This is a genomic window from Dinghuibacter sp. (genome assembly GCF_035492835.1).
Classification (GTDB): Bacteria; Bacteroidota; Bacteroidia; order Chitinophagales; family Chitinophagaceae; genus Dinghuibacter.
Map to the genome: position 1 here is coordinate 1 of NZ_DATJIY010000150.1, position 13109 is coordinate 13109.

At 55.6% G+C, this 13109-nt stretch carries 12 protein-coding genes; 5 read left to right on the forward strand and 7 right to left on the reverse strand.

All coding sequences use genetic code 11. The annotated features are described in order from the left end of the window. On the forward strand, positions 1-1133 hold a 1133-nt coding region (locus tag VL547_RS13730; RefSeq protein ID WP_325578694.1), incomplete at its 5' end, for a sensor histidine kinase. Here the strand turns inward: VL547_RS13730 and VL547_RS13735 are convergent. The 3 genes from VL547_RS13735 to VL547_RS13745 all read right to left on the reverse strand — a co-directional run bounded on the left by VL547_RS13735 (position 1128) and on the right by VL547_RS13745 (position 2821). Then, complete coding sequence (locus VL547_RS13735) at positions 1128-1541, reverse strand: response regulator (protein WP_325578696.1); 414 nt, start codon at positions 1539-1541, stop codon at positions 1128-1130. The genes VL547_RS13730 and VL547_RS13735 overlap by 6 nt on opposite strands. Positions 1542-1602: 61 nt before the next feature. Next, positions 1603-2535: an SDR family oxidoreductase gene (locus VL547_RS13740; RefSeq protein WP_325578698.1), complete on the reverse strand. Its 933-nt coding sequence runs from the start codon at positions 2533-2535 to the stop codon at positions 1603-1605. A 112-nt stretch (positions 2536-2647) separates the two neighbouring features. Continuing rightward, positions 2648-2821, reverse strand: coding sequence for a DUF1328 domain-containing protein (locus VL547_RS13745; RefSeq protein ID WP_325578700.1), 174 nt, complete (start codon positions 2819-2821; stop codon positions 2648-2650). A 172-nt stretch (positions 2822-2993) separates the two neighbouring features. On the opposite strand from VL547_RS13745, the gene VL547_RS13750 reads away from it, so the two are divergent. Next, positions 2994-3242: a hypothetical protein gene (locus tag VL547_RS13750; RefSeq protein WP_325578702.1), complete on the forward strand. Its 249-nt coding sequence runs from the start codon at positions 2994-2996 to the stop codon at positions 3240-3242. Positions 3243-3318: 76 nt separating this feature from the next. On the opposite strand, the gene VL547_RS13755 is transcribed toward VL547_RS13750, so the two are convergent. The 3 genes from VL547_RS13755 to VL547_RS13765 form a co-directional block, all read right to left on the reverse strand. Then, complete coding sequence (locus VL547_RS13755) at positions 3319-5694, reverse strand: ABC transporter permease (protein ID WP_325578704.1); 2376 nt, start codon at positions 5692-5694, stop codon at positions 3319-3321. 151 nt (positions 5695-5845) lie between these two features. Further along, positions 5846-6307: a PA2169 family four-helix-bundle protein gene (locus tag VL547_RS13760; RefSeq protein WP_325578706.1), complete on the reverse strand. Its 462-nt coding sequence runs from the start codon at positions 6305-6307 to the stop codon at positions 5846-5848. 265 nt (positions 6308-6572) lie between these two features. Continuing rightward, the gene (locus tag VL547_RS13765) at positions 6573-8930 is read right to left on the reverse strand and encodes an alpha-L-rhamnosidase C-terminal domain-containing protein (RefSeq protein WP_325578708.1); all 2358 of its coding nucleotides are present in this window, start codon (positions 8928-8930) and stop codon (positions 6573-6575) included. A gap of 106 nt (positions 8931-9036) precedes the next feature. On the opposite strand from VL547_RS13765, the gene VL547_RS13770 reads away from it, so the two are divergent. Continuing rightward, a complete protein-coding gene (locus tag VL547_RS13770; RefSeq protein ID WP_325578711.1) occupies positions 9037-9450 on the forward strand; it encodes a nuclear transport factor 2 family protein in 414 nt (137 codons plus the stop codon). A 12-nt stretch (positions 9451-9462) separates the two neighbouring features. On the opposite strand, the gene VL547_RS13775 is transcribed toward VL547_RS13770, so the two are convergent. Next, the gene (locus tag VL547_RS13775; protein ID WP_325578713.1) at positions 9463-10221 is read right to left on the reverse strand and encodes an SDR family NAD(P)-dependent oxidoreductase; all 759 of its coding nucleotides are present in this window, start codon (positions 10219-10221) and stop codon (positions 9463-9465) included. A gap of 259 nt (positions 10222-10480) precedes the next feature. On the opposite strand from VL547_RS13775, the gene VL547_RS13780 reads away from it, so the two are divergent. Further along, complete coding sequence (locus VL547_RS13780; RefSeq protein WP_325578715.1) at positions 10481-12649, forward strand: TIM-barrel domain-containing protein; 2169 nt, start codon at positions 10481-10483, stop codon at positions 12647-12649. Between the two features lie 16 nt (positions 12650-12665). Continuing rightward, a partial coding sequence (locus tag VL547_RS13785) for a hypothetical protein (protein ID WP_325578717.1) occupies positions 12666-13109 on the forward strand: 444 nt, incomplete at its 3' end.

The following is a 13109-nucleotide window of genomic DNA, read 5'->3' on the forward strand; positions in this document are numbered from 1 at the left end:
AGCTCCTGCAAAGCGAAGACCGCTACCATAAAATGATCGCCGAAGTCACCGACTATGCCATCCTGTTACTCGATGAATACGGCGTTATCCAAAACTGGAACAGCGGCGCGGAGAAGATCAAGGGTTACCAGGAGTCCGAGATCGTCGGCCGGCACTTCCGGATATTCTATACACCCGAAGACCGGGATAGCGGCCTGCCCGAACGCCTGATCGCGGAAGCCGCCGCCAAAGGCAAGGCCATACACGAAGGCTGGCGCCAGCGAAAAGACAATACGTTGTTTTGGGGCAGCGTCGTCATCACCGCCCTCCACGACGAATCCGGAAAGGTCGTCGGGTTCTCCAAGGTGACCCGGGACCTTACCGCGCGCCGTATCGCCGAGGAAAAATTGAAGCGCTATTCCGAAGACCTCGAGTTCCAAAACAAAGAGTTGCAGCAGTTCGCCTACGCGGCAGCCCATGACATGAAAGAACCGCTTCGTAAGATGCGCTATTACACGGCATTCCTGGCCGAATCAGCCCCGGCTAAGCTAAACGAAAAAGAACGGGATTACCTACAGCGCACCACCGCCGCCGCTGTCCGAATGCAAACCCTCATCGACGATCTCCTGGCTTACTCCAGGGCGTCGTCCGCCGGAGGCGACAGATCGGATACCGACCTCAACGAGGTCGTCCGCCAGGCGATGGAAACTTACCAGGACACCATCGAGACCGAGCGCGCCCAAATTACCGTCGGTTACTTGCCGACGATCCCCGGCGTGGCCTTCCAGCTAAGACAGCTCTTTGAGAACTTATTGGGAAATTCGCTTAACTACCGGGACCCTTCGAGAACGCCCATTATTACAATCACCGCAGAAAGCGGATGCCCTCCGCCATACGGCGAACCAAAAATCGAGGGCCCGTACGTCAAAATAACCGTTTCGGACAACGGTATCGGCTTCGAGCCCGACAATGCCGGAAAGATATTCGACATCTTTCAGCGGCTCGACAGTCGCGGCCAACGCCCGGGCACCGGCATCGGCCTGGCCATCTGCAAACGTGTCGTACAAAATCATAGAGGAACGATAGTAGCCGACGGGCGGCCGGGGGAAGGGGCCACCTTTACGATTTGTCTGCCTGAGAGTGCCGCACTATAACGACCGGTCGCAAAGAGAGAGAATCTTATCGGTAATTTTTTTCAATTCCCTCATATCGTTGGGCTTTGTCACAAATAGCGCCGCCCCGCTTCGTATGCATCGATCGATGTACTCCTGTTGGTTCGAGCTGCTCCAGACGATCTTTGGAATGCTTGCGTACCGCTCATTGCCCACAAGATGTTCCAATACCTCGGCTCCGTTCAATACCGGCATCTTATAATCCAGCACGATGACGTCCGGCAAGGCCCCTTCCGAGCATCCGGACAGGTATGACACGGCCTCCGCTCCATTCCACACAATCGCAACCTCCGCGTCGGGCGCGTCAGCATGCAGCGCTTCCTTCAGGAGCTCCTGGTCCTCCCCGTCATCGTCCGCCAGCAATATGTGCGTCGTGCCCCCTCTCTTCATAAAGCAGTCCCTGGGTTGATTGGGGCATTAAAATACACACTTTCCGGGACTTTCCCGCAGCCTATGGCTGACCAGACCCGCCGGCGGCCCCGTATACCTGCCCATTCGCATAACTACCGTCTTCAGCAGCCAGTTGCACATAAATCCCCGCCAGCTCCACCGGCTGACCCGGCCGGCCCAGGGGCGTCCGCCCACCGAACTTCTCCACCCGTTCCTTCGGGGAACCGCCGCTGATCTGCAATGGCGTCCAAATGGGTCCCGGGGCGACACCGTTGACCCGGATACCCTTCGGCCCCAGCATCTTAGCCAGCGATTTGACATAGTTCATGATGGCTGCCTTCGTCTGGGCATATGCGTAGAGGTCAGGAGAGGGATCATACGCCTGCTCGGAGGTCGTCCCGATGATTACCGCGCCCGGCTCCAGGTGGGGCAGGGCCTCCTTGATGATATAAAAAGGCGCATAGATATTCGTCTTCATGACGGCATCGAACTCCTCGTCGGTCACATCCGTGATCGACGGGGCCGTCTGCTGCCTGCCGGCATTGTTGACAATGATGTCGAGCCCGCCGAGGGCCTTTATCGCATCCCGCACAAGCTGTTTACAAAACTCCTTGTCCCGCAGGTCGCCCGGCAATGCCACGGCATTCACTCCTTCCGCCTTCAGCAGCCCGATCACCTCCCGGGCGTCCGGTTCCTCCGAAGGGAAATAATTGATGGCCACATCCGCCCCTTCCCGCGCGTAAGCGATAGCTGCCGCACGCCCCATCCCCGAGTCCCCGCCGGTGATCAGCGCCCGCTTGCCTTTCAACCGGCCCGATCCGCGATAGCTCGTCTCGCCATGATCCGGCCGGGGATCCATCTTCGATGCGAGCCCAGGCCATTCCTGTTGCACAAATTTGAACGGAGGCCGCGGATACTTCGTCGTCGGATCCTGTTTCACGCCGTCCTTACCGGTGGCGCCCGATGTATGATGCTTGGTTGTAACTGTTGACATAAGATGATGTTTTTCGTAAAAAAATCGCTCAAAGCCTGTGCCACCAGGGTTCGACATTGGATAAAAAAAGGCGCATCCCAAAGGAATGCGCCTCTCATTTTATACAACCCCATCAAGGCAGGTCCGCGCTCCGTCTCCGTCCCGCAATAAGTGAGATCAGGAAGAGCACGATGAAAATAAAGAACAAAACCTTAGCGATGGTTGCCGCTCCCGCGGCGATGCCGAAAAACCCAAAAGCTCCGGCCACCAGGGCTATAATGAGGAAGATGATGGTCCAACGTAACATAATGGTTTGTTTTAATGATCGATACCATAGTTACCAGAAAAACCATGCCATCATGACCAGGCCGGTATGCTCCAATTTGATGTTCCCCGAACGGCGTACGACCGCCAAAGCCCGCGGGATGGGCTTCCTAAGGTTTATTGGCAGAATGCTTAATAACCTATACCTTTACCCGATGACAAACACCGACAACCGGCAACAGGCGGTCGAAGCCGTGCTGGCCAGACTAGCCATGATCGCCAAACCATCAAACCGCTTGGGCGTCTATGTCAGCCACAAGCTTACAAACGAGGGAGACTATACCGTCACATTGACTAATGGAAGAATTATGTTATACGCGTCCGAGATAAAAAGTCTCGGAGGGCTCCCCGATGTCCGCATCCCCGATATACTGGCGCGGTTCATACCACAACCCCAGGTTTAACAACGCAACGACAACAAGTGTCGAATGGATTCCACATTTTGATGAAACACATCCTCGATCAATCGGCGAGGACAAACTACTCGCTACGCAATGCCTTTATAGGATTGGCAAGGGCCGCGCGGATGGCCTGAAAACCGACGGTAAATACGGCGATAGCCATGGCCAGGACGGCAGAGAGGCCAAATACCCACCAATGGAGGTCGGTACGATACGCATAGCCTTGTAGCCAGCCATGTAACAGCCAAGCGGAAAGCGGGAAGGCAATGAGACAGGATATCGTCACGAGCTGTACGAATTCTTTTACCAGGAGGCCGGTGAGCCCCTGGACGGAGGCGCCGAGCACTTTGCGGATGCCGATCTCTTTTACGCGGCGCTCGGCCGTATAGGCGGCGAGGCCGAACAGACCGAGGCAGGAAATGACAACGGCCAGGACCGCAAAGATGCCGGCCAGCCTGCCAATGAGGTTTTCCGCGGTAAACAGTCTATTGAAATCTTCGTCGGCAAACCGATAAGCGAATGGCTGGTCCGGATTTTCGGCCGTGATGACGGCCCCCGTTTTGGCGAGTGCCTGCTGGAGATCGACGCCGGGTTTGAAGCGTAGCGCCATGACAGTGGCGTTACCGCCATAGTCAAAGAAAACGAGCGGGGCGCCCGCGCCATATACGTCGTTATATATATAATCCTTCATGATACCGATCACGTGCAATGGAAAAATGCCGCTCATGAGGGTGCCCCCGAGCCTCCCCTCCTTTCCCATCGCCCTGGCCATACTTTCATTGATGATGACCTTGTTGCTGTCGATCCCGGGTGTGGGATAGAAATCCCGGCCACCGATCAGTTTCATGTGCATGGTGGCGAGGTATCCCTGGCTAACCTGGTTCATGTGGACGGATATCTTGCTGTTCGGGTCTTTTCCCGGCCATGTCAAAGAAGTGCCATAGCTATATACGTGTAAGGCGTCGTGCAGGCTGACCGCGGCGTTTTCGACATAACCCGTCGCAATGAGCTCGTCCTTGATCGCGTAGAAGTGGTCCTTCATGTTACCGTGCATATCCATATAAACCAGGTTATTTCGGGTATAGCCGAGATCGCGGTCCTTGATGTGCCGCACCTGCTGGTAGACGATGATGGTCCCGATGATAAGACCGACAGAAGCGGTAAACTGGGTAACGACAAGGCCCTTCCGGATGGCAATGACGCCGCCGCCTGATTTTGTATTCAAGCCTTTCAATACATGGATGGGGTTAAACGAAGAGAGATAGAAGGCGGGGTAGCTCCCCGCTACGAGACCGGCGACGACGGCGACGGCCAGCAGACCGATACCATGGGCCGGGTGAAGGAGGTTGATGTGGAGTTGTTTGTTCACCAACGTATTGTAGGCGGGGAGGAATATATACAACAAGACGACGGCGAGCCCTACGGACAGAAAGGAAAGGAGCAGGGCCTCGCCGATGAATTTACCGACGAGGCTTCCGCGATTGGCGCCAATGACCTTGAGCACACCAACCTCCCTGGCGCGCTGCCCGGAGCGTGCGGTGGAAAGGTTCATGAAGTTGATGCAGGCGATAAGCAGGATGATCGAGGCGATCAACGAGAAAAGCCGCACATAGCGGATGGCGCCGCCGGTCTGTATACCGTTCTCAAATTTGTCGCGGAGGTGCCAGTCGTTCATATTGAACAATAAAAGGGTATTCGTCGCGCCATTTTGATGGTCGGCCAGGAAACGGGTCAGCTTTTTGCCGATAGCGGCGCGGGAGGCGGAAGGGGCCAGCTGGACGTATGTTTCAGTGAGTGTATTCCCCCAGCCCTTTAGCCAGCTGTTGGCGTTGGTCCAGGTGGTATACGGGGATATCCATTGAAAACCAAAGGAGCAGTTGGCGGGCAGGTCGCTGAATACGGCGACGACGGTGTAGAGTCCGTCGACGGAGTAAGCCTGTCCGGCATCCATATTGAGCGTTTTGCCGATGGGGTCATCGTCGCCGAAGCAGGCCCGGGCCAGGGACTGGCTGATAATGATGTCCTGCGGGCGACGGAGGGCGGTCGCGGCGTCGCCATGGACAAAGTCGAGGGTGCACATATCGACGAAGGAAGGATCCGCATAAAGGCCGTTGGTCCTTATCTTTTTGTCGCCGATGACGGCCAGCTCGTCCATCGGCCAGCTGATGCGCCCCGTGTTGGCCACACCGGGGATCTCCGACTTTATGGCATCGGCCAGCGCGTCGGGTGTGTCACCGTTGGTATTGATGCCGTTGTCGGATCTCTCGTTCTGCATAACACGATAGAGATAGTCGCGCCGCGTAAAGTTGTGGTTGAAGGTGAGCTCGTCCTCGACCCACAGGAAAATAAAGGCGGCACAGGCGATGCCGATGGACAGACCGGCTATATTCATAAAACCGAATGACCTGTGCTTCCAAAGGTTTCGGAAGGCGGCTTTGAGCGGATTGCGGAACATATGGCGAGCGATGGTTGCATGCTGTAATACCACGGAAACCAGAAAAGGTTACAAGGGGACGCCGCCCGAAATAGTTGTATATACGCTAAAATACGAAACCCGGCCGCTGAAGTAGCGACCGGGCCCGCAGCCTTATGGGCTGAGTGGAGATTTATTTACCCGAATCCCGGAGTTCTTTGACGCGGTCATGTGATGCCCGTAAATCCTCCTTTTCATTCATCAGGGTATCCACGAGGTGTGCCGGAATATGTTCCGAATTCAACGCCGTTTCATAGGCCTTCTGTGCAGCGTCTTCCCCATATTCGCAGGCTGCCAGGATAGAGTGGCGGTTATGGCCCGTAAAAGTTGCTTTAAACTCCATCCAGGCACGGTACAGCGATCCGTTGCCGGTCGTCCCCTTGTCCATGTCGCCGCCAAGGGCCTGCAACTCTGTCCCCAAGGACATCCTGATTGTCCGGCTCTGGTCTATAAAGCTTAAGAACAACGGCTTGAGGTCCTGGTCGTCTTCTTTCAGCTCCTTGAGCGCTTTCTCGTATCCTTCTATTCTGTCGTTGTTTATTTTTACCAGATCGTTCAATATGTCGACGGTAACTTTTGATGTGATGGCTTCCATAATCCAAGTGTTTCCCTATTTAGGGGAAAAACTGTGCCAGCATTGGATCGGATCCTTTGCCAGCGGCGGCCGGGAGGCCGTTGGCAAAGGATTTTGTCACTCCATCCATTGACAGGGTCACGTAGCCATCGGTATTTACCAGGAAGGACTGAGTTGCGTTTGCGCTGCTTTTTCGCTCACGGTAAGGACGGTTTCGCCTCCGTCGGCCCACAGGCCGTGCACGAAGATGATGGTAGGTTTCATGGTAGCCTGGTTTTATGCAAATCTACAATTCCATCGAATTGCCACCCTCTTTTAGCGGATATGTTTTCCCTTTCCAGACGAATATTCCTGTGGTTTTTTCCGGCAGCGTGATTTTGGCCTTCAACGAGCTTCCAGATACGACATAGGCGACGGCTACTTTTCCATTGGGATGCGGAATCTCCCCGCTGACGCTGGTGAGCTTGCCCAGGTGCGGTTCGATCCTTACCCGCGTGAAGCCGGGTGCGTAGCTATCTATGCCTAGCACCGTCCGGAAGAATTCGATATTCGGGCTGCTGCCCCAGGCGTGACAGTCGGAACGGGTGGTGTTGACTTCCGAGACCTCCGCCCAGGTAGTAAGTCCCATGGCCATGTTCTCCCGGTAAATACCCAGCCAGTCCATATAATGGTCCCCCAACCCCGCTTTTACCAGCGCCTGGTTCAAGTAGTACTTAAAGTAGATGGTGCACTGGGTCAGGCTCTTGTCGTTGAGCATATTTGTCGCCACCGTCCGCAGGTCGCCAGCGTCCACCATGCCGGTAAGGATGGCCAGGGCATTGGCGTGCTGGGAATACCCGTTTTTGTCCTTCGTATCGGCGTACAGCTTCTTCACCGGGTCCCAGTACTTGCGTCGTATGGTGGCCTTTAGCTGCGCCGCTTTCCGGCCGTCCATGATGGCGTAATCGTTAAGGCCGAGCTTTGTCTCCATGTCCGCGGCCCATTGGTATGCCCAGAGCAATTGCAGGTCGTATATCGCGGCGCAGCCGTCGCTGCCCTTGGGGCCTCCGCCCATATTACCCGCCCAGTCGACAAAGGCCCAGTAGGGCATGTCCCTGATCGAACCGTCGGGCAGCTGGTACTTGCTGAAAAAGTCCAGGATACCCCGCACGCCCGGGAGCTTGTCCTTTATAAAATCGTCACCGCCGCGGTACATCCAGTAGTCGTGCAACATCCCGATATACCACAACGAAAATGGGGATATGACCTGGGTGCCCTTTGATGGATAGCAGCTCCGGGTAATGCCTTCGGGCAACCGCGAATGGTCCAGCTCATTGAGGGCGTTCCGCGCCAGGCGGTCGTCGCTGGAATTGAAGTAGGATATGACGGCCTGGATGCGGGTATCGCCGATGTACTGCAGCTGCTCGTAATACGGGCAGTCCGTATAGGATTCCCAGGCGTTGAGCCGGGCGGTTCGCCAGCCGATGTCCAATATCTTCGTTATTTCGGTATCGCTCGTGCTGAACACCGACGTCCGCTGAAAGGGATACCCGGTAAACGTGCCATAGATGTCGTCGATGACCAACGGGTCGTTTTGGGTGTGGACCAACACCCGGAGGTACCGGAAAGTCCGGAAGTTCAATGTCGTGTATGACCGGCCCTGGCCGCCGTCGGCGATCAGGCTGTCGATGCGTCCTATAAATTCCTTGCCATCGATATCGTTCCGGTTGCCCTTGGCGCCGTTCCTGGTGCCCTTTTCGTAAAGGGATTCGGCGTATCCTAACGATATACCCGCACCTTTGCCGCCGCCGAAGTTCAGGGTAACATAGGCGTTTGTCTCATAGGTTTGATCGAGCAGCAGGACGGCGGTGGTATTCGCGGGGACGGTCAGCGGCGTCTTTTCCGCCGGGAATGATGCGGGGACGCTTATACCCGATGACATGCGGAGCAGGGGTATGCGTTGATAGGTCATTTCTCTTGCGGGCAACGTGGATGGCACCAGCGCCCAATCCGTACCCCATGCAGTGCCCTTCAGCCGTCCGTCCGCTACCTTGCCCGCGCGCGGCCACGCGCTGTCGTCAAAACCCGCGGCCGTCCAATCCCCCGTAACCGACCGGTTCATGTCCACGATTTCGCCCTTGCTGGCCGCAAAAAAGAAACCCGGAACGGGCCCGCGCCCGGGATCGAGAAGACACTTCCAGCGTTCGTTTGTATTTAATATCTCCGCCGCCGGGTTGTCGCCTTGTATAATAAAACCGGTGCGCATGCTGATCTGTGCTTCGGGACGGTATTGCGCTTCGTTCCAGACGAGCGCCGCTACGATGTTTTTGCCGGCCGTCAGGTATGGCGCCAGGTCGACGGTTTCGTAATTCCAGAACCAGTAGTCGCCTCGCAGCGGGCCCAGCGAGACCAATGTGCCGTTGACGTACAATTTATAGCGGTTATCGGCGGATACATGGACTAAAAAGGTTTGGGGTTTCTCCGACAGGTCTATGCTCTTTCGGAAATAATAAACGCCATATTCCGAGCCGTTAGTACCGGGGGCGCTGATCCACGAGGCATTCCACGACTTGATATAATTATTGTCGCCGGCAAATTGTCCGTAGCCGGGTTGGGCGGTGAGCAGGATGGCCAGCGAAAGGACGGGTATAAGAAGCAATCTCATGGCGGGTTCAGCATGTTTGGGAAACAAAATAGGGGAAAAATGGGTCGTGGGTGTCCTGTACTGTCTGTGGCGCCCCCTACCTTTGCCCCCACAAACCTGAATGACCATGGAACAAAGACACCCTTTGCCGCCCTTTACCCTGGAGACGGCCAAACAAAAAGTCCAGCTCGCCGAAGACGCCTGGAACACAAAAGACCCCGTAAAAGTATCACAAGCCTATACCGTGGACAGCGAATGGCGCAACCGCTCCTCCTTTATCAACGGCCGTCCGGAAATCGTCAAATTCCTCACCGGGAAATGGGAAAAAGAGCATAAGTACCGGTTAAAAAAAGAATTATGGGCCTTCACCGATAACCGCATCGCCGTCCGTTTCGAATACGAATACCACAACGACGAAGGGCAATGGTTCCGCGCCTATGGCAACGAGAACTGGGAGTTTGACGCCAATGGCTTGATGGAGAAGCGCTACGCCAGCATCAACGATGTACCCATCCAGGAGTCTGATCGCCGTATACTCTAAACGGAATACCTCCTACGGTTCATAGAACCTCACCGGATTCCGCTCCGCACTCTGGCGGAACAAGACCTCCGCAGGCTGGCCTGCGATCACCGTATCGAGGTTGGCCGTAGGGCCATAGCCGATCCGTATCGCATCCGTTGATGTCAATTGACTGAACACGTATTCACAAAAGTCCTCCAACGGAGCCCCATGCGCTGCTGCCCCACCCAACCCCGTCTGCACGGCAGGCGGGACCAGTTCCACTACCCGACAGGCCGTATGGGATAGCGAGTACCTGAGAACCTCTGTATAACTGTGCAAAGCCGCTTTACAGGCACTGTATACCGGCGCAAAAACCTGCGGGATATAAGCTCCCCCGGAAGTCACATTGACAATCACCGGTTGTCTCCCGACCCGAAGCAACAAGGGCAACAACAGGTCTGTCAAGTGTAGCGGCCCCGACAACAAGATGTCTAATTCACGCTGACGCTCCGACCAGGGAGCATGGTCATCGGCCAACGCCACCCGGCGTTGGATGCCGGCGTTGTTGATCAGCATGCTCAGCCCAGGCAGCTGCCGAGCCGTAATGGCTGCAAGCTTTTCCCGTTCTGTCGGATCCGATATATCGTTTTGTAAGGTTAAAAGCCCGGGCAACCCCGCGGCGGCCTTGTCCAGTTTTTCCTGACTGCGGCCCGTTACCAGTACCGTTGCCCCTGCCTGTACAAATCGCCTGGCTAGTCCCAAGCCGATACCGTCGCTGCCTCCCGTGATCAAAATCTGGGTTCCTTTCATATGTCAAAGGTACCATGGCCTCCAACAACAAAATGGTCTTCATTTCAGAATTCGCACGAAATTTCTTTGGCGTTCACCCGCCAATTTTTTAAACCATTTTGTAAACTGGGAAGGATCGAAGTCGAGCTCGTATTGCTAAATTACAGCTGTTCGCCCGAAGGACGCGACCAAAATAAATTCGCGCATAGATAAAACGATTTAGCAATTATCTCTAAATTGCGTCAACGGTGCATTATTTAGTGCCGATTTCCCTTAAAGTATGACTATCAAAAAAGGACCGCTCGTATTTTCGATGATTGCCGTGTTGCAATCCGTTTTCATCACTACCGTGCAGGCGCAGGTTACTAAAGTGCCTCATGGCATTCTGGTTAAAACGGGGAACATCCCGGTTGGCCTTTTTGCCGTTGACAATGGTGCCTTTTGCCTCAGCTTGAACGACTCGGCCAGGCCATCGATCATTAAGAGCGTGTTTATCGACCCGGGTGTTGGCGCGGGCACACCCTATACCGTAGTATCGGCAGCGCCCCTGTATGGAATCAAAACGGCTTTCGGGAAATTGACGATCAATACGGAAAGCAAGGAGTGGACGTTGTACGATGCGGCCGGTCATATCCTTGTTCGGCACGGTTCCATTGCATTCACGGACTCCACCATACAAGTCACCGAAGAAGCAAAGGGGTTGTTTTACGGGTCGGGGAACAAGACGACAAAAGCCCTTGAAAAAGACCGGTCCAGCTCTTCTGTGTTCAACGGCGTCGCCGATATCCCTTATTTCTGGAACAGTGAAGGGTACAGCGGCTTTGGCGTGTCGGCGGACGATAATACGCCACCCACCTGGAACCGGACCACGGATGTAACGTGGAATTTCATCGGAAAGGCGGCTAATTTATATCTGTGGCCAGCCAAGACGATGTATGAAGCCGCAAAGGTGTATGTAAAGGTTACCGGCAGGCCAAAACTCCCGCCCAGGTGGGCGCTGGGCTATCTGCAAAGCCAGTGGGGCTGGCAGGACAGCGCTTACGTGGCCGATGTGGCGGCAAAGTTCCGCTCTCACCATTTGCCGGTGGATGCCCTGATCTTCGACTTTGAGTGGTACACGACGACCCCCGACTATACCTTGGGCAAAAATGGCAAACCGGACTTTTCCGACTTTACGTTCAACCCGCACGTGTTCCCCCACCCGGTTAAACAAATAGCCGATTTAAAAACCCAGCACCTCCAATTCATCGGTATCCGGAAACCCAGGCTTGGCAATACCGCCCTGCTGGATACCGCCAGGGAAAACGGATGGCTCATCAGCCCCCGCACGGACAGCCGGGACCTGGACTTCAGCAATCCCGGCCTGCGCACATGGTTCGAGGATAAAACCAGGCCCATGCTAAAAACGGGCGTGGACGCCTGGTGGGATGATGAAGGCGAGTCATACTACACCCTTTATTATTGGTGGAACACGGCGCAGTTCGACCTCCTGGCCTCGGCCCGGCCCAATTACCGCCACTTTACCCTGAACCGGGCCTTCAGCCCGGGAAACCAGCGTTTTGGCTATTGCACCTGGAGTGGCGACATTCCGTCCACGTGGGCGTCGTTGGCCGATGTACCCAAGGACCTGTTGAATTTCAGCCTGGCGGGAATGTATTACGGGGCGTGCGACATCGGCGGTTTTCAAGGTACGCCGACCAAAGAGATGCTGGTCCGCTGGTTCCAGGCGGGGGTTTTCTTTCCGATCATGCGCTCCCACTCCAACATTGGCACCACCGCCCGCTTTCCCTTCCTCTGGGGTGAAGATGGAGAGGCGGCCATGCGCAAGGCCCTTGACCTGAGGTACCAGCTACTACCGTATCTCTATAGTTTAGGACACGAGGCCTATACGTCGGGCGCCCCTATCATGCGGCCGTTGGTGATGGAGTTCCCGACCGATACGACCGTTGCCGGCATGACTGACGAGTGGTTGGTTGGCAAAGGGCTGTTGGCCGCGCCTGTCCTGGATTCCGGTGGCAGCCGGACGGTCTATTTCCCCGGGGATACCTGGTATGACTATCATACCGGGGAGGAGATTACCGGTCCCAAAACGATCGCGGTCGATGCCGCGCTGGATGAAATCCCCCTGTATGTAAGGGCCGGCACACTCCTCCCCATCGGTCCCGTCATCCAATATTCTGAACAGGCCTCCGCCGCCCCGCTGGAAATCCATATCTACCCTGGGAAAAACGGCAGCTTCAGGCTGGTCGAGGATGACGGAGTGTCTTATAACTATACCAAGGGCAATACCAGGGTAACCTCCTACCGCTGGGACGACGCCGCCAAAACATTGACCTGGATCGTGAGCGGGGCTTATAGCGGTAAAAACGTGTATAAAACTGTCAAGGCGGTTTTGGGCAAGGAAGAAAAAGTCGCTGCCATTGGTGAAAAAGGAAGCCTCTCTTTTTAGCGTAAATTGGGGTCTTATGGACATCGACTCCCTGTGGGATTATAGCGACCCGGAGGCAACCGCACTACGGTTCAGGGAACTCCTTCCCGCGGCGGAAGCGTCGGGGGACAGGTCCTACCACGCCCAACTGTTGACACAACTCGCCAGGACGCAGAGCCTGCAGCGGAAATTTGGCGAGGCCCATAGGCTGCTGGACGCGGCTCGGGCGATAATGGACGGGCCCGTTGCCGAAATCCGTTATTTGCTGGAGCGAGGTCGGACCTTCAACTCCGCCGGTGAAGGGGATCAAGCCATTCCCTTGTTTGAGGAGGCTTATAAAAAATCGGTGGCACATGGCGAAGATTTTTACGCCATCGATGCCGCGCACATGCTGGGGATCGTGGCAGACCAGCTGTACTGGAATATAAAAGCCATGGACCTCGCCGAAAAGACCACCGACGCCAGGGCACGGAAATGGCTG